Here is a 22,564-nt window from a genome sequence, read left to right as displayed (position 1 = left end):
CGGTCCCCTGTAGGAGCGGCCTTGTGCCGCGATAGGCTGCAGAGCAGCCCCAGGGCAGCCGAGATCTCAGAGCGGGCGCAGCAGGCCAAAGCGCTTGCGCAGTGCCCAATCCAGCAACCGCCGAGGCAGTAGCCGCGCCATCAGCGGCAACGCCGTACTGCCATTCCCCAACCGCACCACCCCCGGTACCGGCGACTTGCCGACTGCCACCAACACACCCTGGGCAAACACCGCCGCCGAAGTCGGCCTGTCCTGCGAAGCCCGCGCCCGCGACTGGACATGCTCACGCAACGGCCACCATGGCGAGTCTGCCGCCAGCACCTGCTCTGCCTGGCGTTGGGCATTGTTGGCGAACTGCGTGTCTATCGCCCCCGGCTGCACTTCCATCACCTGCACACCGAACGGCGCCAGCTCCAGGCGCAGGGCATCGCTCAGCGCATGCACGGCGGCCTTCGAGGCGCAGTAGGCGCCGGCGAATGGCGTGACCAGCACGCCGGAGACGCTGCCGATGTTCACCACTGTACCCCGTGAGCGGCGCAGCAGCGGGAACAGCGCGCGGGTCACACCGACCACGGCGAACACGTTGGTTTCAAACTGTTGGCGCAGGGCATCCACACCACTGTCCAGCAACGGCCCCATGGCGCCGTAACCGGCGTTGTTGATCAGGATATCCAGGGTTTCGAGTTCTTCGGCCAGGCGGGCGAGGGCCTCGCTGTCGTTCACATCCAGTTGCCGGGCGGCGAAGCCGGCGGCGTTCAGCACTTCAACATCCTCTGCCTTGCGAGCAGTGGCCCAGACGTGGTGGCCGGCATCGCGAAAGGCGTCGGCGAGGGCGCGGCCGATGCCGCTGGAACAACCGGTGATCAGGACGGTGGGCATGGTTGGGGCCTGTTGTGAGGAAGATTGGTTTTCCTGTGCCGGCCTCTTCGCGGGTGAACCCGCTCCCACAGGTACCTCACAGAATTCGAGACCTGTGGGATCTCTGTGGGAGCGGGTTCACCCGCGAAAGGGCCGGTACAGGCGATACATCAATTGGCAAATGTACCTTGCAGGTGCTCGGCACGAAATTCCAGAGTCTGTGGCCGGTACCCGGAGCGCAGCGGTGGCAACGGCAGGCAGTCCTTCCACTCGGCACCCGGCTGCAAGTCACCCGGCCCCCGGTAGCGCGGGGCGTTGTAGGTGCTTTCGGCCAGGTTCACCGTGTCGCCTGGTGCATACGCCGCCACCCGCCAGCGCAGTTCGGTCAGCGGGGCCTTGTTGCCGTTTTTCATGTGTACCTGCAACGCACGGTCGGCCGGGCATTGTTCGGGGGCATAGGCAAGGCGCAGGTCCAGGCGGGCCAGTTGCGAGGTTTCGCGGTTGTCTTGCCAGGCGACGAACAGCGCCACCAGGCCCAGGCCACACACGGCGGCCAGCGAGATCGGCAGGGCCTTGGCCGGGTAGCGCAACAGCAGTACCAGCCAGGTAAGGATGAGGAAGGCACCGATGATCATGGGGCTTGCAGACCTTGAATGCGCGGGGTCTGACCATCGTAGCCTGAAATGGGGGAGGGCTCAAAAGCGGGAAGCCCGCTCCCAGCCCTTGTGGGAGCGGGCTTGTCCCGCGAAAGGGCCGCAAAGCGGCCCCAAGGTTCACTTACTGCGCAATGGTCTTGACCGATACCCCACGCTCGACCGGCGTGGAAGTGCGCCCGTACACATCTTCGAAGCGCTCGATATCATCCTCGCCCAGATAGCTGCCGGACTGCACTTCGATGATCTCCAGCGGGATCTTGCCCGGGTTGCGCAGGCGGTGCACCGAAGCGATCGGGATGTAGGTCGACTGGTTCTCGGTCAGCAGGAACACGTTCTCGTCACAGGTGACCTCGGCAGTGCCGGACACCACGATCCAGTGCTCGGCGCGGTGGTGGTGCATCTGCAGCGACAGGCTGGCGCCCGGCTTGACGGTGATGTGCTTGACCTGGAAGCGGCCGCCCATGTCCACCGAGTCGTATGAGCCCCATGGGCGATACACTTCCAGGTGGTTCTGGGTTTCAGTACGGCCCTGCTCATCGAGGGTCTTGACCATCTGCTTGACGCCCTGGACCTTGTCCTTGTGGGCAATCATCATGGCGTCCTTGGTCTCGACCACCACAATGTTCTCCAGGCCGATCACCGACACCAGCTTGCCATTGCCGTGGATCATGCAGTTGCGGCTGTCCTGCACCACCACGTCGCCCTTGGTGACGTTGCCGTTGTCGTCCTTCTCGTGCACGTCCCACAGCGACGACCAGCAGCCCACATCGCTCCAGCCGGCCGACATCGGCACCACGCAGGCGCGCTGGGTCTTTTCCATCACCGCGTAGTCGATGGAGTTGTCCGGACAGCAGGCGAAGGTGGCTTCATCGATGCTCAGCACATCGCCATCTTCCTCGCTGCGCTCCAGGGCCAGCACGCAGGTGTCGTAGATATCGCCGTCGTGTTTTTTCAGCTCTTCGAGGAAGCGGCTGGCGCGGAACAGGAACATGCCGCTGTTCCAGAAATAGCCACCGGCCTGGACGAACTCGGCAGCACGTTTTTCATCGGGTTTTTCAACAAACTGCGCCACGCGTGCCACGCCCTCGGGCAACAGGGCGTCCTGGCTGGAGCGGATGTAGCCGTAGCCGGTTTCCGGCTTGGTCGCCGGCACGCCGAACAGCACCATTTCGCCACGCTCGGCGGCGATGGTGGCCAGGGCCAGGGCGCGCTGCAGGGCCTTCTGGTCGTCGATCACGTGGTCGGCGGGCAGCACCAGCATCAGCTCGTCGCGGCCTTCGTTGACCAGTTTCATGGCGGCCATGGTCACGGCCGGCGCGGTGTTGCGGCCAAACGGTTCCATCAGGATGCCTTGGGTTTCCAGCTTCAGCGCAGCCAACTGTTCCTGGACGATGAATTTGTGGTCCTTGTTGCAGACCACGATTGGCGTGTCCATGCCTTCGAACGCCAGCCGCTCGATGGTTTGCTGGAACAGGGTGTGTTCGCCGGTCAGGGCCAGGAACTGCTTGGGGAACTGCTTGCGCGACAGAGGCCACAGACGCGAACCGCTACCACCAGAAAGAATTACCGGGATCATCATGTTTCTCCAATAGTCGTTAAAGGCAGGGGATCAGTTGCTAGCCACGGGGCGAGTTACCCACACCGGCGACAAGGCGTTGCCGGAACCGGTTACGTACAGCACGGCGGCTTCGCCGCGCTCCAGGGCGACGGGTTTCACGTCGCCCACTTTCTTGTCGCCCTGGTACAGCGCCAGGTTGACCTTGACCGGGTTGATTTCGCGTTCGCCTCGGCCGTTGGCAGCCACCGGCTTGACCACTTCGGTCTTGCCGTCGGCGGTTTTCAGGGTCAGCTGCTGGTCGCTCAGGTTCTGCACGCGCACCAGGGCTTTCTGCTTGTTCTTGAACGGTGGTTCTTCGATCAGCTGCGGGCTGCCGGTGCCGCTGTTGACCAGGGTGTAGTACTTGTCCGAGGCCAGCTTCACCGGCACGCTCTTGCCGCCGACCTGGGCGGTGTAGTCACCGCCTGGCAGGAAGCTGAAGTCGCTGCTGGCCTGGGCGCCAACCTGCTTGATCTGGGTGTTGCCGACAGACGCGGCAGCCGGTGCGCTGGCTGCGTTGTACAGGCGCACGAAGGTTGAGCCTTTCGGTGCGCTTGGGCCGTACAGGGCGGCGTCGGCACCGGCGAAGGCCTGCATCGAAGCAAGGGAAAGGCCGGCCGCGAGGGTGAGGGCTTTGGCAATGGAAGTCTTGGTAGTCATGTGCATTTCCTCTCTATCGTTCAGTGGTTCGTCCGGGTGGACGACAAGGCCAGGTTTTCTTCGGATTTACGGGAGTTTTTCAGCTGGGCGATCCACTGCGGATCGAAGCTGCTGAGGTCGTTTTTCATGGGCAGATAACGTTCGGGGAATTCCCACACCACCACTTGCGGTGCGGCGTTCTTGAAGGCATCGCTTTGCAGGTACTTGAGCATCGGCAGCAATGGGCCGTGGCCGTCTTCGGCGTAGTTGGCGACGTCGCTGCGCAGGGCCTGCTGCAGCGCGCCAAGGAAGTTCCAGTGCGGGTTGGCGCTGTAGCTGGTACCCACCAGTGCGACCGGGATCTCGTTGTTGGCGAACAGTGCATCGTCACCTTCACCCTCGGCTTGCGCCGGGCGGGTGCTGCGTTGTTGCAGGTTGTCCGGGGCCGGCAGCAGGTTGCTGAACAGCGGGTCCAGTGGCAGGAAGTTGGTCAGGTCGCCTTTGTAGGGCGCGGTGCTGCCGGCTTCGGTGACGAAGGTTTGCGGGTCACCGTTGAGCAGGTTCTGCCGGCTTACAGCCTCGGCCAGCGCCTGGGCGGCGACTTCGGCGCCCATCGGTGTCCAGTGGGTGTCGGTGCGCAGGAATACCTGGCCACGCGCCTTGGCTTGTTCCATGGCCGCTTGCAGGTCCGGGGCGAACACGTTGGCCTGGCGCACCTGGGCATGGAACTGGTTGTACAGGTCATCGTGCAGGCTGGCCGGCTGCTCCTTGCCCAGGTATTCCGAATACAGGCGAGCTTTGGCCGGAATGATCGCCAGCACCAGCTGGCTGCCGTGCTGCTGCAAGGTGTCGCGCACGCCACGAATCAGTGCCAGGTTTTCCTGCATCAGTTGTTCGGCGCCAGCCGTGGGCTTGAACTCTTCGTCGCTGAACAGCCATTGGTCGCGGCCCAGCACCACACCGGGGCGGCCCTCGTTGAACAGCTTGAAGTCCATGGCCGCCCAAAGGTTGGTGCCCAGGCGCTTGATCGGGAATTCGGCGTCGTAGTGGGTCTCGGCGGCCTTGGCCAGCTTGCCGTTGAGCAGGGTCATCTGCTCGGTGCGCTGAAAGCTTTGCAGGCCACCGGTGGACCATACGCCCATGCCCACCAGCAAGCCGAGGAACGACAGGGAGTAAGTAATGCGTAATGTGCGGTTCATGTCATCGGCCTCAGAACTGGAAGTACAGGAACGGCGAGTAGCTCTGCGCCGAAAGCTTGAGGATCGAGGCCACGAACAGCAGCAGCACCAGGGCGCGGGTCATCACCCGGGTCCAGTCCAGGCCGATCGAACCGTCGTTGTTGACCTGCACCGGCGTGGCCTGGGGCGTTGGCTTGGCATTGCGGTAGAAATCACGCAGGCCGAAGAACGCCAGGGAGAGATAGGCGACGATCAGGGTGGCCACTTGCAGGCCGGTAAGCTGGGCGCTGTTGAGTTCTGACAGCTGCCAGTCGCCGAAGCTGAACATGGCGCCGTACATGCGGCCGGCCACATGCAGGTTCTCGGCGCGGAAGATCACCCAGCCGACCACCACCAGCAGGAAGGTGAAGGCCCATTTGACCGGGTTGAAGCGCTGCGGGTTGGTGTCGATGCCCAGTGCACGCTCGATGGCCAGCCACATGCCGTGCCAAGCGCCCCAGATGATGTAGGTGAAGTTGGCGCCGTGCCACAGGCCGCCCAGCAGCATGGTCAGGAACAGGTTGCGGTAGGTGTTGAAGGTGCCTTTGCGGTTACCGCCCAAGGTGATGTACAGGTAGTCACGCAGCCAGGTCGACAGGCTGATGTGCCAGCGCCGCCAGAACTCGGTGATCGACTGGCTGATGTACGGCTGCTTGAAGTTCTCCATGAAGCGGAAGCCCATCATCAGGCCCAGGCCGATGGCCATGTCGCTGTAACCGCTGAAGTCGAAGTACAGCTGCGCGGTGTAGGCCAGCGCGCCCAGCCAGGCGTCACCCGTGGTCGGGTTTTGCAGGGCGAAGCAGTGGTCGGCCACCACCGCCAGGGTGTCGGCGATGAACACTTTCTTGATGAAGCCCTGCATGAAGCGGGTGCAGCCTTCGGAGAACTTGTCCAGGGTGTGGGTGCGGTTGTTGAACTGGTCGACCAGGTCCTTGAAGCGCAATACGGGGCCGGCGATCAGGTGCGGGAAGATCGCCACGAATGCTGCGAAGTCGATCAGGTTGCGGGTAGCCGGGGTGTCGCCGCGGTACACGTCGATGATGTAGCTGATCGACTCGAAGATATAGAACGAGATACCGATCGGCAGCAGCACGTGGGTGAGGATGAACGGCTCCAGGCCGAACGAGGTCATGATCGCGTTCAGGCTGTCGACGCCAAAGTTGGCGTACTTGAAGTAGCCGAGAATGGCCAGGTCGACGCCCACGCCGAGCAGCAGCCAGCGCTGCGCCGGTTTGGTACGCACGCCGGCGGCACCCACCTTGAGGCCGATCCAGTAGTTCCACAGGGTGACCCCGGCGAACAGGGCCAGGAAGTCCACCCGCCACCAGGCATAGAAGATGTAGCTGGCGACCAGCAGCAGCAGGTTGCGATAGCGTTGCCCGCTCAAGTAATACAGGCCGAGGAAGATCGGCAAGAACAGGAACAGGAACACGTTGGACGAGAAGACCATCCCGGTTCTCCTAATTTGTTCACAGCATCCAGGGCAAAGCGCCCCCCAAACCCCCCACAAAAATGTGGCGGGCTACCTAGATTCCTGTAGGAGCTGGCTTGCCTGCGATGCAAGGCGAAGCCTTGCCCTGCGATTGTCGGGGGCCGCTTTGCGGCCCATCGCAGGCAAGCCAGCTCCTACAGGGGTTTTGCGTTACTTTTTGCTCTCTGCGTTCGGGTCATAAACCCGGGTCAGGTCGCCGCCCAACCGGAAGCTGTTGAACGGCTGCATGTGCTGCTTGCGGTCAAGCGTGTCGCCGACACAGTGATAAAGCGCACACCAGGGCTCGAGCCAGGCGTACTTGCCGTCGACCTTGAGGTCGGTCATGTCCTGTTTCTCACCCGCGCGCGCCTTGAAGTGGCTGGGGTCGCGTGCACCGGCCAGTACACCTTCGCCGAGGCGCTGCAGGGCAAAGTTGTTCTCGCTGCGCAGGTCGACGTTGTTGGCCTGGGCGAAGCTGGCAATCATCGCCAGCGGCGGCAGGGCGTAGTTGTGGTAGGCCAGCGCACGCTGCTTGCGCTTGATTTCGTTGGGCAGGAAGCCCTGGTCATCGATCTGGTTCGCGCCCACCTTGTATTCCTTCACGGCCCAGTCGAACAGGTCGCGACGGTCGGTGGCCACGGCGGTTGCCATGACCGACCAAGCTGCCCAGTAGCTGTGGTTGTTGATCTTCTCCAGCGGCAGGTCGCTCCAGTCGCGCACGGTCTGCTCGGCCAGGCGGGCGAACCATTTTTCGATCAGCTCGGCCTCGGCCCGGTGCGCGGCCAGTGGCTGCGAGTTGGAAAACTTCAGGCGCAGCCACGAACCGCTCATGCTGCCCAGCGCCCATTTGCGCATCGACTTGCCGGTGTGGTTGTAGTCGGTGGACAACAGCGCATCGGCGCGCGCCCAGGTGCCCAGCCACGCCAGGGTGCAGTCGAGCTGCGCCGGGCGGCCGTCGCGCATGTACTGGCCAACCATCTTGCTCACGCCTTTCTCAAGGGTGGTGATGTCTTCGGTCGACTTGCGAAAAGCCTTTTCCGAGGCCGCGTTGAGCGTGGCCCGTGCCTTGTCCGACCCTTCGTACTTGCTGCGGAACTGCAGCGCACCGGTGTAGGGCTTGGGCGCCGCTTCACAGCGGAAGTTGCCGTCACCGGTCTTGAGTTTTTCGATCCCCTCGTAGTAACCCTGGGGTGGTACCAGCGCGGCCTGCGCGGCACCGCCAAACAGGGCCAAGGCGAGCAGGGCGGGGCTTGAGATTCGCTTGAGCATGGTCATGGGTCGCCTCACTGGCCGGCCTGCGCGGTCTGCGCAGGCACGGCGAAGTTGTTGCGTTTGCAGAGCTTGGCCTCGACCTTCTGGGTGCCGCTTTCCGGCCCCTGTACCTCGAACGCCAGCAGGCTCTGGCTGGCCCAGTCTTCGTCTTCGCGCATCTGGAAGACAAAGCGGCCGTCGGTGTCGGAGGTTTCCGGTTTTTCCAGCTTGATGTCCTCGTGGCGGCCGTTGAGGTACCAGAGGGTGGCCTGCAGCACCTTCACCGACGGGTCTTCGAACTTGACGTCCATCTGCAGGTTGCGGTTGATCAGGTCTTTGATCACGCCGCCCTTGCCGTTGACCATCAGCTCGTTCTTGCCGGGCTTGAGGGTGGTGCTGGCGCTCATCAGGGCCGGGCGGTCGTCGCAGCCGTCATCGAGCAGGCCAAGGATTTGCCGCCAGATGGTTTCCTGGTCCAGGCGGTACAGCGGGGAGAATTCCCAGACCAGGATCTTCGGCGGGTTCTTCTGGAATTCCTCGCTGCCCAGGTACTGGATCATCGAGCCTTCCAGGCCACCGCCAGGGAAGGCGACGTTGAGCACGTCGGCGCCGATGTATTGCTCGAGGAAGCCCGAGAAGTTGTAGTTCTTGCCACTGTGGCTGGTGCCGACCAGGGTGATCTGCGCGTTGCCGCCGTCACCGAACAGGTCATCGCCGCCGCTGGAGCCTTTCGGTTCGGTGGCGAACTGGTCCATGTACTGCACGGCGTAGCTGGTGCCGCACAGCTGGCCGGCAACGTTGTGCAGGGTACCGGTCTTGCCCATGCGCCCGGACTTCTTCGTCTCGAATTCCTTGCGCGGGATGCCTTCGAAGGCCGGCATCTTGTGCACGGTGTCGGCCACGATTTTTGCTGCGCGCTCGGCGCCATACGGCGTCCAGTGCTGGTCGCCACGGAAGTAGAAGTCCTTGCCCTGGTCGGCGGCGGCCAGTTGCTCGTTGGTCAGCGGCGACAGGTCGGGCACGTTGTAGCCCATGCTGGCGAAGCGCTTGAGCATGGCCTGGTAGTTGCCCAGCGCCTTCTGGTAGTCGAAGGCGGCTTTCTCGGCTGGGTTGAGCATGTTGCGGTTCACCAGGCCACGGGTCGGCTGGTACACCACCACCAGCTCCACGCCGCGCTTCTTGAACGCGTCATGCACTTGCTGCAGGCGCTTGTAGCCCGCCGGGGTGGTGTTGAACTCGGTGCGCAGGTCTTCGCGGGTACGGAACAGCCAGTCGCCCTTGGCCTGCACCAGCGTGGTGAAGTTCTGCTGGTAACGGGTGGTGTAGCGGCTGGCGTCGTGCGCTTCGGGGCACAGCTGGCAGCAGGGCTCGGCGCTGAAGGTGGGGGCCTTCACTTCTTCGGCGCGCACGCCTTGGCTGATCGCCAGAAGGGCGGCGGACAGGCCCAGCAGTTTCATCAGGTGTGGGGTCATGGTCTGGGCTTCCTTAATCGATCATTTCGGTCTGGCGTTCGACCGGGTCGATCAGCACAGCTTTTTGCTGGCGCACCAGCAGGTCGAGGATTTCGTCCTGGCGCTCGCCGAGGATGCCGTTGAGGCTGATGCCGCTGGCCTTGCGCGGGGCGAGCATCGACACCTTGTACAGCTCGACCGACAGCGGCGAGTCGATCGACAGTGGGCCGGAGCCATTGGCCGCCAGCTCGCCACCCACCACGATCAGCGACACCTTGGTGTCGAACGGGTCGAGGGCGATGTCGCGGTCGGTGTCGGACAAGTCCTTGATGTGGCCGTACACGCCCACCAGGCCGTTGGCCATGGCGACGTTTTCGTACAGGCGAATGTTCACGCTGTTGCGCACGCGGATGCCGTGGCGGCGGTTGTTGATCAGCTTGTTGCCCCAGATCAGGTTGTCGCCGCTTTCGTACAGGGTGATGCCGTCGGTGTGGTTGCGGTAGATCTGGTTGTAGGCGATCAGGTTGTTGACGCTGTTACGGTCGATCACCACGCCCGAGAGCTTGTTGTCGTAGCTCTTGTTGTTGATGATCCAGCTGTCGTTGACCTCACGCGAAACGATGATGCCGTGCTTCTTCTTGGTGCCGTACACGGTGTTGCCGGCGATGATCAGGCGGTGCGACCGGTCGTGCGGGTCGATGCCGTAGACGATGTTGTCGCGGTAGGTGCTGTCCTTGACCACGAAGTCCTGGGTCTCGTAGCAGTAGAACCCGTACCACATGTCGCTGAACTCCGAGCCGATGATCCAGCCGGTGGGTTCCGGGCGGCCCATGCGCTTGGCCATGTTGGGCGTGTACTGCGAAATGCTCACGCCATACGACTTGGACTTGGCATAGCCGAAGCTGGCCATCTTGGTATTGACGATGTAGGTCTCGGTACCGCCCCACGACAGCAGGAACGGGCGGAATTCCTTGGGCGAGCGGAAGGTGGCCGGGCCGTTGTCCTTCTCGCGCCAGCCGGTCACCTCGGTGTCGGTAACGAACAGCTTGCCGTCATTGACCAGGAACGAACCGCCTTCCTGGGACAGGCGCAGCTGCTTGACCTTGCCGTCGATCTCGAGGATGCCCTTTTGCCCGACCACGATTGGCAGGCGTGCCAGGTAAACCCCAGGCTCGACCTCGCTGAGGTATTGCTTGGGTACCTTCTTGCTCAGCTCGACCAGGTCGATATGGCCGTCATCGACGAAGATTGCCTGCGGGATGCCGTGCTGGCGCTGCACCCACTCGGCTGCCTTGTTGTCGCCGCCAACGAACTCCTTGAGGGTGTCTTCCTGGAACATGCGGCGCAGGCTGACCTTGCCTTTGTGGCGGCGATCGATCTTCTTCTGCACCGCTTCGGCGGTGAAACCGGTCAGGTCGGGCAGCTTTGGCGGGTCCATCTGCAGCGGCTCGATCGGTGCGCTGGCCACGGTATAGGTCTTGGCCTGCTGCAGCTCCTTGGCGATTACCTGGGGCTCTGCGGCAGCGACCAGGCCGCTTGCCAGCAGCAAGGCGCTGGCCAACAGGCTGTGTCGTAAGTGCGGGTGAAGGTTCATAACGGTCAGTCCCCTCGCGGCCTCAGAAGCGCCAGATCACATCGACGAAGGCGCGGTGCATGTACGAGTCCGCTTCCTTGCCGTAGGCGTCGCCCGGCTTGAACACCCCGGCACGCAAGCGCACCAGGGCGGACGGTTCGTCGATGGCCTGGCTCATCGAAGCCGGCAGCAGGCCTTGCTTGAAGTACTTGGTCACGACCACGTCCATTTCCTGGCCAAGGTCTTTTTCACCGTCGACCAGTTGGCGGCTGATGCCGTTGTCGTTGACGGCTGCGTTGATGCCGCTGGAGCCGATGTTCTGGTTACCGTCGACGCGCCAGAACTTGTGGTAGATCAGGCTGGCGTCGTAGTCGTCGCGCAGCTGCCACGAGGCGAACAGGGTGGCGGCCTGCAGGTTGCCCAGCTCGCCGCGGAAGGCTTCGCCAAAGCGATGTACGCGCGAGCGGGTGCCGGTGAAGTTGGAGCGGTTACTCTCAAGGCCGGTCTGCTCGAAGTTGTTCGAGCCGTCGTCGCCACCACCGCCGCTGCCACGGGCGTAGGCCGCGCCGACTTGCCATTGCGGGTCCAGGCGCAGGCGGATGCCGAGGTCGGTGGCCCAGGCATTGACGTCGCCGCTCTGCTTGCCGGTGGCAACCTGGTCGTCGCCTACGGCCTGGCTGCTGAGCTTGTCACGGTCACCGGTCAGCCAGGTGACGCTGCCCCAGTAGTTGACGGTGTGGTCGTTGCGCCAGTTGTAGGCGTCGCTGTTGGCCTCAAGGCCCAACCAGGTCAGGTCGCCGGTGCGGGTCTTGTCCAGCGCATCGACGGTTTCGCCCGGGTTCTTCAGGCTGCCGCTGTCATGGGTGTGGTGGGCCCGTACGCCCACCCAGTGGCCTGGGGTCCACTGCGTGGCGACGTTGCCGTAGATGTGCGTGCGGTCCTTGTCTTCCGGGGCCAGCTCGGTGAGGTCGGTGCGGTACTCGCTGAAGCGCTGGGCAACGCCCAGGTCGGCCTTGAGCAGGGTGGTGTCGAAGGTCCAGTTCAGCGCTTCGATGTTGGTGTCGCGCCACATGCCATCGTCGCTGCGCAGGCGCTGGCGACCGAAGCGCAGCTGCTCGCCCGGGTAGGCAGTGAGGCCGCTGTAGCCAACCCAGAACTCACGCATGGCCAGGTAGCTTTTGTCTGGCTGGCGGCTGTCTTCGCCGGTGTCGGTGGTGCTGCCGTCGTCGTTCTGGCGCAAGGTGTCGGTTTCGATGGTGTCGGTGGCTGCGACCGCCTGGCCCATTGCATAGGCACTCCAGTTACCGCGCTCGCCGTACACCCAAGGGCGCAGGTCCAGGCCCAGGCCGTTGACGTCGCCGCCAGAGCGGGTGCCCAGGTCACGGTCGTCTTCCGACTGGCCGGTGATCTTCACGTCCAGGCCGAAGTTTTTCTCGGCGGTCATTTCCGCCAGGGTCGGGCAGGACCACAGCAGGGCGAAGCTCAGGCCGATGCCGGCTTTCACGAAGGGATTGAGCGTCATAGCGAGTCCTCACCGTCTACTTCTTTTTCGTCGTCCTGCAGGGCTTCGAGGGCCAGGGTGCTATTTGCGCCCTGCGCCATGCTGCCGCGTGCACGCTTTTCCTGGTCCAGCAGTTGCTGGGCCTGGCTGCGCTGGTCAGGTGTCAGTTGCTGATCGAGCTGCTGCAGCAGTTCAGCCGATTGCGGCGTCGGGTTGGCCTGCGACAGCTGGGCGAACACCCAGGCGTTGCCGGGCTGCGGGCGAATGCCATGGCCTTCGCTGAACAGCTGGGCCAGGGCATAGTCGGCGCTGTTCTGCCCGCCACGGGCGGCGGCCAGCAGGTTGTCGACGGCCTTCTGCGGCTCGACATTGCCCAGGTAGCCGCGGCGGTACAGCTGGCCCAGGTAGTAATGGGCGCTGATTTCACCGGCGTCGGCGGCGGCTTGCAGGTGCTGCTCGGCTTTTTTGGCGTCGGCCGGCAGGGTTTTGCCTTCGTAGTACAGGCGGCCCAGCAACAGTTCGGCGCGTGGTTGTTCGGCCTCGCGGCCCTTGTCGATGTAGGCCAGCAACTGGTCGGTGTCGCCCAGTTCGGGGAAGTCGTACAGCAGTTGCGCCAGGCTGACCCAGGATGCCGGGTTGGCCGGGGCTACCTGTTCGAGCAGGTCCTTGGCGGTTTTCTCGTCGGTCTGACCGAGGCTGCGGTCGGCCAGTACCCGGGCAACGCTGTCGACCCGGGTGGCCGGTACTGCGCCACGGGCGTAGGCAGATTTCAGCTGGGTGAGCAGGGCGGCTTGCTGGTCGGCCTGAGCGCGCTTCTGGTACACGGTGGCCAGTTCGACGTAGCAGATGTCAGTGGTGTTCAGTGCGGCCTTGCAGATCTTTTCCACGTCGCCCAGGTGCTGGTCGTAGGTGCCCTGGGTGCGGTACAGCAGCACCTGGGCCAGGCCCGCTTCGGGGTTGCCCGCGGCGCGCCACTGGTCGATCTGCTGCTGTGCGTTGACCTTGGGGAAACTCTGCGGGTAGCTGAGGTAAAGCATGGCCAGCGGGATCAGGGTATTGCTTTCGCCCTGTTTCGCGGCCTGCTTGAGCAGGGTTTCGGCTTCCTCGCGTTCGGCCTGGGTGCTGTCAGGCTTGGCCACCAGCAGGCGGCCGAGACGCGCCTGGGCACGGGGCGAGGTAGCGGCCGCGGCGCGGTAAGTCGCCTCGGCTTCCTTGATTTGCGAAGGGTCGCGGGTGGCTACCTTGATGTCCGCCAGGCCCACTTGCGCTTCGCTGTAGCCCAGGTCGGCCAGGGCCTTGTAGTTGCGCTCGGCCAATGCCGTGTCGCCGCGCTTCATGGCTTCGTTGGCCAGGCGCTGGTCAGGCAGGCCGGCACAGCCGGCCAGGGTGATGGCAGCCGCCAGGGCACACAGGCCCAGGTTTGCGCGCTTCTTGTAGGGAATCATGCGGTGATCCTCTTACAGCCCACGGGCCACGGCTTTGTCGATCAGCCAGTTCATTGAAGGGCCACGGTCGCTGTTGACCGCTGCCGGGCGGCCGGCGAGTTCGGCGGGCATGCCACTGTCTGGCTTGATCTGCACGCGGATGTCGGAGGACAGGTCTTCGCTGTTGAGGCTGGTGCTGCTGACGATCTGGCCGGTGCGCACTTCGTCTTCGCCGGCGACCTGGAAGTTGACCCGGGTACCTGGCTTGACCTCGTCGAACTGGCGGTAGCTGAAGCGCGCCTCGACCATTGGCGTGGTGGTGCGCGGGATCAGCTGGAAGATCGCCTGCCCCTTGGCTGCGTACTGGCCATCGTCCACCAGCTGGCGGGCGACCACGCAATCGCAGGGGCTGGTGAGTGTGCCGGACAGCTGCTTGCCGAACAGTTCCTCGATCTTCGCCGGCTCCAGCTGCGCGTCGTCCAGGTTGCCCTTGAGCATGTCCAGCATGCTGGTGGTGAAGCTGGCCAGTGGTGCGCCCTTGGCGATCTGCCCACCGCTTTCGACCAGGCTGCTCACAGTGCCGTCGCGCGGCATGGTGACGGTGGTGGTCGGTACCGCGACCACACCGGCTTCGGCGTGGCTGACGAAGTACATGCCGTACAGCGACTTGGCGACGAAGCCGAACGCCGCGACGCCGACCACGAACACGCCCAGGGTGACGGTGACGGCCTTGAGCCGGCCGAAGGCGCTCAGGCCCGAACCACCGTCCTTCTGCTTGCGTGCCTTGGTGAAGTTGTCGCGCTGCAGGGTGCTGAGCACATCGCCGATGCTGATCAGCTCACCCGACAGGTGGCTGGTGATGATGTGCCGCAGCGTGGCGATATCGCGTGGTTCAAGGTTCTGGAACTGCGCACCGGTACGGCCATTGTCCGGGTTGTACGAGCGCACCTGGAACTCGATGTCGATCGACAGGCCCAGGTTGTCGACCACGAACTGCAGGCGCCCGCGCAGCACATCGCCCACCGACAGTTGCTGCTTGGTGTGGAAGCTCAGGCCACCGGCGGAAAGGTCGTCGACCTTCACTTCGTGGGTTTGGCGCTGGGCGTCCAGAAAACGCAGCTTGGCGGGAATGCGCACCCGGGCGTGTTGGCGCTGGGCTTCGGACTCATGCACGACATTGACGTTCACGGCGGTATTCATGGTGGTTTGTTCCTGTTAGATCCGATCCGGGTTGGGCTCACACGACCATGAACAGCACAGCAACGAAGATGCTGGCAGCCGAGAAGGTCATGGTCCGCGAGGACCAGGTGTTGAACCATTGTTGAAAGCTGGCGAGGTCACGCTTGAGGGCAGTGGGCTGACGCGTCCAGGACTGCTTGTCGAGGCGGAAGAACACGTAGATCTTCATCAGCGCGCCGATGATCTGGTTGTAATAGAGAATCAGCGGGTAGGCCGGGCCGACGTTGTGGCCAGAGCACAGCAGCATGATGGTGAGGATCAGGCGGGTGATGCCGATCCACAGCAGGTACACCAGCAGGAAGGCCATGCCGAACTTGAGGCTGGCGATCACCGCCACCGTCAGCCCCAGCAGGCTGGTCCACATCGACACGCGCTGGTCGAACAGCACGATGCTGGTGAACAGCCCCAGGCGGCGCAAGCCAAGGCCCAGTGCACGGGAGTTCTGCCGCAGGTTGTTGCCGTACCAGCGGTACATCAGCTTGCGGCTGGCCTTGAAGAAGCTCTTTTCGGGCGGGTGCTCTACCGTATTGATGGCGGCGTCCGGCACGTAGAAGGTGTCGTAGCCCAGGCGCATCAAGCTGAACCAGCTGGATTTGTCGTCACCGGTAAGGAACTTGAAGCGGCCCAGGCGCCAGTGCATCAGCGAGTCGCTTTCGACGTCGGCGATGAACTCGGGGTTGGTCACCACGCTTGCGCGGAACATTGACATGCGCCCGGTCATGGTCAGCACGCGCTTGGACAGGGCCATCGAGCACATGTTGATGTGGCGCTGGGCGAAGCGCAGCTTGTGCCACTCGCTCATGATGTAGCCGCCACGGACTTCGCAGAACTCGTTGGTGGTCAGGCCGCCGACGTTGGGGAACAGCTTGAACCACGGCACGGTCTTGCGGACCACGCCATCGGCCAGCACGGTGTCGCCGTCAATCACTGCGACCACGGCGTTTTCGTCCGGCAGCATGCGCGAGATGGCGCGGAAGCCGTAGGCCAGGCCATCGCGTTTGCCGGTACCGGCAATGCGCACGATATCCAGCTTCACATGGGCCGGCGGGTTGTACTTGGCCCACAGGCTCTTCACCAGCAGTTCATCCGACATTTCCACCAGCGAGCAGACCACGGTGGTGGGGAAGCCGCAGTTGATCGCCTCGTGGATCACCGAGCTGTATACCTGGGCCGTGGTCAACGCCTCGATACGGAAGCTGGTCACCATCAGGTAAACGTGCGACGGGTCGGTGGCATCGCCCATTTTCTGCACCTTGCGGCGCAGGTACGGGTACACGCCGTAGAGGAAAATCATGCCGCGGATGAAATGGGTGGCGCCCATGGAATAGCGCCAGATGCCGACTGCGCCGACCAGGAAGATGAAGTGCTTCGACTGCGAGTCGAAGATATCGGCTGGCAGGGCCAGGGCGATCAGCATGAGCAGGCTCATGTAGAGCAGCCACCCGGCGCACTGCAACAGCACGGTCTGGAGCCTTTGCATGTTCAGCATCCGTCGAGAATTCGGGAAAGGGTGGGCAACGCAGGCTCGCCTGCGTTGCCCGGCCGAGGGCTTACCAGCAGATGCCTTCGGTACGGTTGGTGGTGCAGGACGGGTTGCTCATGAAACCGACCAGGTCGATTACCTGCTTGCCGGCTGGCGCTTGCTGGGCCAGCGCACGGAACTGCTCGTCACGGTTGCCGAGGACGATGATGTCGGCGTTGTCGATCACCTGCTGCAGGTCGGCATTGAGCAGCGACGACACGTGCGGGATCTTCGATTCGATGTAGTCCTTGTTGGCGCCGTGCATGCGGGCGTACTGAACGTTCTCGTCGAAGATGTCCAACTGGTAGCCCTTGCCGATCAGGCGCTCGGCCAGTTCTACCAGCGGGCTTTCGCGCAGGTCATCGGTACCGGCCTTGAAGCTCAGGCCGAGCAGGGCGACCTTGCGCTTGTCATGGGCTTCGATCAGCTCGAAGGCGTTCTGCACCTGCGATTCGTTGCTGCGCATCAGCGAGTCGAGCAGCGGTGCGCGCACGTCGAGGCTGGCGGCACGATAGGTGAGGGCGCGCACGTCCTTGGGCAGGCAAGAACCGCCGAAGGCAAAACCGGGGCGCATGTAATACTGGGACAGGTTCAGCACCGTGTCCTGGCACACCACATCCATCACGTCACGGCCATCGACGCCAACTGCCTTGGCGATGTTGCCGATTTCGTTGGCGAAGGTGACCTTGGTGGCGTGCCACACGTTGCAGGTGTACTTGATCATCTCGGCCACTTCGATCGGCTTGCGGATGATCGGGGCGTCGAGTTCTTCGTACAGGGCTTGCAGAATGTCGCCGCTGGTGCTGTCCAGTTCGCCGATGACGGTCATCGGTGGCTGGTCGTAGTCTTTGATTGCCGTGCTTTCTCGCAGGAATTCCGGGTTGACCGCGACGCCGAAGTCAATGCCGGCTTTCTTGCCCGAGCAGTCTTCGAGGATCGGGATGACCACGTTCTTGACGGTACCCGGCAGCACGGTGCTGCGCACCACGATGGTGTGCCGGCGGGTGGTGTCGCGCAGTACGTAGCCGATTTCACGGCACACCGACTCGATGTATTCCAGGCCCAGATCGCCGTTCTTCTTGCTGGGCGTACCCACGCAGATCATCGACACGTCGCTGGCGCGGATGGCTTCGGCGAAGTCGGTAGTGCCGCGCAGGCGGCCGTTGGCGATGCCCTGTTGCAGCAGTGCTTCCAGGCCAGGTTCGACGATGGGCGACTTGCCCTGGTTGATCAGGTCGATCTTGGTGCTGGACACGTCCACACCGATTACCTCATGGCCACGCGCCGTCAGGCAGCCTGCACAGACCGCACCCACATAACCCAAACCAAAGATGCTGATACGCATCGCTATCACCTCATGTGTTTATCACGCCGACGCCTCCGCAGAGAGCCGGGCTGGGTTGATTAACAACAGTTTTCGGGCGCACGGATTCATGGCGAATGCACATTTAGCCGAGCGCAGGCAAATTAAATCCGGAGCGCAAAAAGTTATGCACTTAAAGTTGGCAGTAAAAAGCCATTAATTAAAAAACGTGCCCTGTAATGCAGCCGTCTTTATTGCAATGCGCTACTTGGCGCGCTGCTGTGCTTGTTTTTTCAAGTGGATAAATCCTTTGAAATCAACCACTAGGACGATTTGTAAGGGGCGCGTCTCTCCTGCGTGGACGAGGTTTTCGGGGAATTCCGTGCAACCTGTCGAAGTTACCATGGCGGGCAGTAGATGCCTGCCGTTGTCATCTGTAAGTCATCTCTCACAGCCGAAGGCAGGAAAATCGTTACGGCACTATGAGCGATTGGCCCTAGCAGAAGTTCCTCGGTGGATTTCTTCCGAATGAAAGATTTCTAAATATTTATTCAGTTATAGACAGTTTCAATTTGATAGCACGCGGGTGTTTCACCCCCGTGTATCAAGGGTGTAACTGTTACGAGATATTTTTATGCCAGCATCTGAAAATTTTTTTCAGAATTCGTCAAAAAAGGTATGAACGGTCTTATGGCGTTTGGCGATAAAGGCATGGGTGGTGGTTTTTTGGCGCCGAAATCGTGACGTGGTGGCGATTTGCAGCGAGCCCCATTGCAGGGCGGAGCGCTGTTTCATGGCAGCAGGCTCTTCGAGCCTGAAACCGCTTCCACGTGATATGGCGCTGGCCGCAAGCTCAGCGCGCGTCATGTGGGTGCGGCTTTAGCCGCGAAGAGGGCGTCACAGGATCACTCCGAGGGGTGATCCCGCAAAAACACCAGATGGTCCGCCTTTGATTGCTCGGCACTGTAGTAGTACCCCTGCACGTCGAACTGCTTGAGCAGTTCCGGGTCGCTGATGCGTTGCTGGATGACGAAGCGGCTCATCATGCCGCGGGCTTTCTTGGCGTAGAAGCTGATGATCTTGTACTGGCCGTTCTTCAGGTCCTTGAAGTCGACATTGATCACCCGGGCCTTCAGCGCGCTGCGTTTCACTGCACTGAAGTACTCGTTGCTGGCCAGGTTCAGCAGCACGTCATCGCCCTGTTCGGCCAGGGCCTGGTTCAGCCATTCGCTGATGCGTGTACCCCAGAAGGCATACAGGTCCTTGCCGCGGGCGTTGGCCAGTTTGGTGCCCATTTCGAGGCGATAGGGCTGCATCAGGTCGAGCGGGCGCAGCAGGCCGTACAGGCCCGAAAGCATGCGCAGGTGGTCTTGCGCGTAGCTGAAGTCGTCCTCGCCCAGGCTCTCGGCGTCGAGGCCGGTGTACACGTCACCCTTGAACGCCAGCAGGGCCTGCTTGGCATTGGCGGGGGTGAAGTCCGGGGTCCAGCTGCCGAAGCGGGCGGCGTTCAGGCCAGCGAGCTTGTCGGACAGGTGCATCAGCTCACTAATCTGCGCCGGCGACAGTTCGCGCAGTTGCTGGATCAGTTCCTGGGAGTCGTCTAGGTACTGGGGCAGGGTGAAACGCTCGGTCACAGGCGGGGTGTCGTAGTCGAGGGTCTTGGCGGGGGAAATCACCGTCAGCATCGGGTCGGCTCCTGGCATCGTTGGCCGAGGATTCTACGGGCTGGGCGGTGCAAGTCCAAACTATGCCGACGATAGTCACAGACCATGGCCGGTGCAGGCGCTATAGTTCGCGTTTTGCCGTTGCGGAGCCTTCCACCGTGCGCATTGCCTTTGCCTTGCTGGCCGCTCTGCTGAGCCTGGCCGTGCAAGCCGCCCCTTTACCCCAGGTAAGCCTGGACCGCAGCCTGTGGCCCGAGCAACTGAACAGCCCGGCGCTGTTCGATGTGGCCTCGCGGGCAGAGATCCTTTCGTTCGCTCAGGTACTGCACGAAAGCGAATTGCTCGACGATGCGGCGTTGGCGGTGCGGCTGGGGTTGCGGCAGATCAACCTGCAGAAGGTGCGCCTGGTACGCGCGCGCATGTGGCAGCGGCTGTGGCAGGGGTATGAGCAGGCGCAGCGCAGCTGCGAGCAGGATGCCTCATTCTGCTACCCGGTAACATCAATGGCAGATCTGCGTACGCAAGCGGCGACGTTCGCTGCAGATGTCGGCACGTTCTATACAAACTGGATCGAGCCGAGCCACCAGTTCCATGTGCGTTACCTGGACGAGCAACTGCGCAAAGCCGCCTTGCTGCCGCAGACCAGCAGCGAGGTGGAGCGCCTTTCTGCGCGTGAGCGTAATGGCGATGAACTGAACGACCGTATGTTCCTGCTGACCTTCGTCGGCGGACCGGGGCCAGGGGGCGGCAGCACTGATCTGCTTGCCGACTACCTGCGCCGGCAGAAGCTTGAAGGTACGTTCTTCGTGTTGGGCAACCGCTTGCAGCAACGTCGTGACGCCGGGGCGGTGAGTGCCTTGCGGCAGCTGTACCGGGGGCAGTGTGTGGGCATTCAAGGTTGGGAATACCGCTCCCATGCCCAGTGGACGCAGTGGCAGGACTCTTTGCGGCGCAGCCAGGCACGGGTGCAGGCCGATTTGCCGACACAGTATGTGCCGTTGTTCCGGCCACCGTACGGGCAACGTCGGGCCGATGGCGAGTCGTTCATGGCCAGCCAGCAACTGCAGGTGTCGTTGTGGGATATTGATGCCCTGGACGATAGCGCACTGAGCGCAGAGGCCTCTGCACAGCGTGTACTGACGCTGATGCTGTTGTGGCGCAAGGGCGTGATACAGCTCCATGACAGCCTGCCCAAGGCCCAGCCAGCAGTGGAGTGGTTGCTAAGCAATACTGCCCAAAGCGGCATTGGCTGGGCAGATTGCCGGGCATATGCTTATCGCGAACAGGGGTATGACTTCTGAGCGTAGTCCCCTCTGGCGCTGTCGCCAAGGCCTCATCGTCAATCGGAAAAATAAAGTTCAAAAACACGTAAAAATGCTTTTTACGGTCATGGTTTTTGCGGTATGAAGAAACCAGACAGCCGATTCCTGCAGCACAGGTGGCGTCATCCAGGCCCACCTAGCCAGGTTCACTTCCCGCCCGTAACAACGCGGATACGGGGAGAACGGTAGTCACTTTGCGGCGCAACAGACCGTGCCGTATGGCTTCGACATAAGGTGACCGAGTATGGATGACCAAGGACGCAACCCTTCCTCCAGCAAGCCAATCCTGTATGTGCTCGATACCAACGTCCTGATTCACGACCCCAACGCATTACTCAACTTCGAGGAGCACCACGTCGCCATTCCGATGACGGTGCTGGAGGAACTCGACAAGCTCAAGACCGGCAAACAGACCATCGCCGCTGAATGCCGCCAGGCCATCCGCCTGATCGACCAGACCCTGGGCGACGCCTCGCCCAACGATGTCGAACAGGGCGTGCCGATCCAGCGCAACAAGAGCGGGCCCAAAGGCTTCCTGTCCATCCTGATGACCCCGCGCAACGAGCCGAACAAGCTGCTGCCGGAAAATCTCAACGACAACATCATCATCAACCAGCTGCTTGAAGTACGGGCGCGGCGCAGCGACCTGGACGTGGTGCTGGTCACCAAAGACATCAACATGCGCCTGAAGGCGCGCGCCTGTGGCATTGCGGCCGAGGACTACAGCACTGACCAGCTGGTGGATGACGTGTCCTTGCTGTCCAAGGGCTACCATTCGGTCACCGGCTCGTTCTGGGACCGCGTCAGCAAGGTCGATACCCGTCAGGAGCGCGGCCGCACTTGGCATCGGGTGCAGATGATCGACAACCTGCCTGCGGTACACATCAATGAGTTCATCATCGACGAACAGGGCTTCGTCGGCTGGATCAAGGGTATCCGCAACGATGAGCTGCTGCTGCTCGACCTGCACCAGGAGCCGTTGCTGCACCAGGAGGCCTGGGGGCTGAAACCACGCGACATCCACCAGAGCCTGGCGCTGTTTGCGTTGCTCGATCCGGATATCCACCTGGTCAACCTGACCGGCGCGGCCGGGTCCGGCAAGACCATCCTGGCCCTGGCCGCGGCCATCGAGCAGACCATGGTCAGCAAGCGCTACCGGCGCATCATCGCCACCCGCAGCGTGCAGGGGCTGGACCAGGAAATCGGCTTCCTGCCGGGCACCGAGGCCGAGAAAATGGAGCCTTGGCTGGGCGCCATCACCGACAACCTCGAAGCCTTGCACATGGATGACGAAAGCACCCATGGCAGCGTCGAGTACATCCTCGAGCGCGTGCCGTTGCAGTTCAAGTCGCTGAACTACATCCGAGGCCGTAGCTTCCAGCAAAGCCTGATCCTGATCGACGAGTGCCAGAACCTGACGCCGCACCAGATGAAAACCATCATCACCCGTGCCGGCTCCGGGTCCAAGGTGGTCTGCCTGGGCAACCTGGCGCAGATCGACACCCCCTACCTGTCCGCGACCAGCTCGGGCCTGACGTACCTGACCGAGCGCTTCAAGGACTTCCCCCATGGCGTGCACATTACCCTGCAGGGCGTGCCCCGCTCGGTGCTGGCCGAGTACGCGGAGTCGCATCTGTAACCTTCACCGCCGGGCGGTTCGCCGCCCGGCCTTGCCTGCCATCCTCCCATCCCCTGTGTAGGAGCGGCCTTGTGTCGCGAAAGGGCTGCGAAGCGGCCCCAGGTTTTTAGCTTTGCAGCTGACATTGCCGGGGCCGCTTCGCGGCCCTTTCGCGACACAAGGCCGCTCCTACACAACGGTGTAAGCCGATCAGGCACATCCCTCTGCTCAAACCTGACCCACAGGTTTACACTGGCT

The 22,564-nt window shown here is 62.6% G+C and carries 18 protein-coding genes; 2 read left to right on the top strand and 16 right to left on the bottom strand.

Going from position 1 to position 22,564, the window contains the following annotated elements:
- Positions 1-66: 66 nt before the first annotated feature.
- The 16 genes from ABI582_RS09660 to yaaA all read right to left on the bottom strand — a co-directional run bounded on the left by ABI582_RS09660 (position 67) and on the right by yaaA (position 19,387).
- Complete coding sequence (locus tag ABI582_RS09660) at positions 67-879, bottom strand: SDR family oxidoreductase (RefSeq protein WP_442119052.1); 813 nt, start codon at positions 877-879, stop codon at positions 67-69.
- Between the two features lie 149 nt (positions 880-1,028).
- Positions 1,029-1,493 carry a multidrug transporter gene (locus ABI582_RS09655; RefSeq protein WP_258653949.1) on the bottom strand — a complete coding sequence of 155 codons (465 nt, stop codon included), beginning with the start codon at positions 1,491-1,493 and terminating at the stop codon, positions 1,029-1,031.
- Positions 1,494-1,635: 142 nt separating this feature from the next.
- Positions 1,636-3,090, bottom strand: coding sequence for a mannose-1-phosphate guanylyltransferase/mannose-6-phosphate isomerase (locus ABI582_RS09650; protein WP_338747535.1), 1,455 nt, complete (start codon positions 3,088-3,090; stop codon positions 1,636-1,638).
- Between the two features lie 33 nt (positions 3,091-3,123).
- Positions 3,124-3,771, bottom strand: coding sequence for an alginate O-acetyltransferase AlgF (locus ABI582_RS09645; protein WP_442119051.1), 648 nt, complete (start codon positions 3,769-3,771; stop codon positions 3,124-3,126).
- Between the two features lie 20 nt (positions 3,772-3,791).
- Positions 3,792-4,949 carry an alginate O-acetyltransferase gene (locus tag ABI582_RS09640; RefSeq protein ID WP_049274672.1) on the bottom strand — a complete coding sequence of 386 codons (1,158 nt, stop codon included), beginning with the start codon at positions 4,947-4,949 and terminating at the stop codon, positions 3,792-3,794.
- Positions 4,950-4,959: 10 nt separating this feature from the next.
- Positions 4,960-6,417 carry an MBOAT family O-acyltransferase gene (locus tag ABI582_RS09635; RefSeq protein WP_338745159.1) on the bottom strand — a complete coding sequence of 486 codons (1,458 nt, stop codon included), beginning with the start codon at positions 6,415-6,417 and terminating at the stop codon, positions 4,960-4,962.
- A gap of 192 nt (positions 6,418-6,609) precedes the next feature.
- On the bottom strand, positions 6,610-7,713 hold the full coding sequence (locus ABI582_RS09630) for a mannuronate-specific alginate lyase (RefSeq protein ID WP_442119050.1): 1,104 nt from the start codon (positions 7,711-7,713) through the stop codon (positions 6,610-6,612).
- A gap of 8 nt (positions 7,714-7,721) precedes the next feature.
- The gene (locus ABI582_RS09625; protein ID WP_338745157.1) at positions 7,722-9,161 is read right to left on the bottom strand and encodes an alginate O-acetyltransferase; all 1,440 of its coding nucleotides are present in this window, start codon (positions 9,159-9,161) and stop codon (positions 7,722-7,724) included.
- A 13-nt stretch (positions 9,162-9,174) separates the two neighbouring features.
- Positions 9,175-10,734 carry a mannuronan 5-epimerase AlgG gene (gene algG, locus ABI582_RS09620; protein ID WP_442119049.1) on the bottom strand — a complete coding sequence of 520 codons (1,560 nt, stop codon included), beginning with the start codon at positions 10,732-10,734 and terminating at the stop codon, positions 9,175-9,177.
- Positions 10,735-10,756: 22 nt separating this feature from the next.
- A complete protein-coding gene (locus ABI582_RS09615; protein WP_338745155.1) occupies positions 10,757-12,235 on the bottom strand; it encodes an alginate export family protein in 1,479 nt (492 codons plus the stop codon).
- Positions 12,232-13,659, bottom strand: coding sequence for an alginate biosynthesis TPR repeat lipoprotein AlgK (gene algK, locus ABI582_RS09610; protein ID WP_442119048.1), 1,428 nt, complete (start codon positions 13,657-13,659; stop codon positions 12,232-12,234). The genes ABI582_RS09615 and algK overlap by 4 nt, the downstream gene beginning before the upstream one ends.
- A 12-nt stretch (positions 13,660-13,671) precedes the next feature.
- On the bottom strand, positions 13,672-14,838 hold the full coding sequence (locus tag ABI582_RS09605) for a PilZ domain-containing protein (RefSeq protein ID WP_442119047.1): 1,167 nt from the start codon (positions 14,836-14,838) through the stop codon (positions 13,672-13,674).
- A 37-nt stretch (positions 14,839-14,875) separates the two neighbouring features.
- Positions 14,876-16,357, bottom strand: coding sequence for a glycosyltransferase family 2 protein (locus ABI582_RS09600; RefSeq protein ID WP_442119046.1), 1,482 nt, complete (start codon positions 16,355-16,357; stop codon positions 14,876-14,878).
- Positions 16,358-16,427: 70 nt separating this feature from the next.
- Entirely contained in the window at positions 16,428-17,744 is a 1,317-nt protein-coding gene (locus tag ABI582_RS09595; protein WP_338745151.1) for a nucleotide sugar dehydrogenase, read from the bottom strand.
- 615 nt (positions 17,745-18,359) lie between these two features.
- A complete protein-coding gene (locus ABI582_RS09590) occupies positions 18,360-18,497 on the bottom strand; it encodes a hypothetical protein (protein ID WP_442119045.1) in 138 nt (45 codons plus the stop codon).
- A gap of 110 nt (positions 18,498-18,607) precedes the next feature.
- Positions 18,608-19,387: a peroxide stress protein YaaA gene (yaaA, locus tag ABI582_RS09585; RefSeq protein WP_442119044.1), complete on the bottom strand. Its 780-nt coding sequence runs from the start codon at positions 19,385-19,387 to the stop codon at positions 18,608-18,610.
- 137 nt (positions 19,388-19,524) lie between these two features.
- Here yaaA and ABI582_RS09580 point away from each other — a divergent pair, with 137 nt between their 5' ends.
- Positions 19,525-20,667, top strand: a complete 1,143-nt coding sequence (locus ABI582_RS09580) for a polysaccharide deacetylase family protein (RefSeq protein ID WP_442119043.1) — start codon at positions 19,525-19,527, stop codon at positions 20,665-20,667.
- Positions 20,668-20,932: 265 nt separating this feature from the next.
- Positions 20,933-22,327, top strand: coding sequence for a PhoH family protein (locus tag ABI582_RS09575; protein ID WP_258653938.1), 1,395 nt, complete (start codon positions 20,933-20,935; stop codon positions 22,325-22,327).
- Positions 22,328-22,564: the final 237 nt, after the last annotated feature.

Source organism: Pseudomonas sp. SAS7, assembly GCF_052112345.1.
GTDB lineage: Bacteria > Pseudomonadota > Gammaproteobacteria > Pseudomonadales > Pseudomonadaceae > Aquipseudomonas > Aquipseudomonas putida_Q.
The sequence above is the reverse complement of the archived record's forward strand: the minus strand, read 5'-3'. Positions and strand labels throughout refer to the sequence as shown.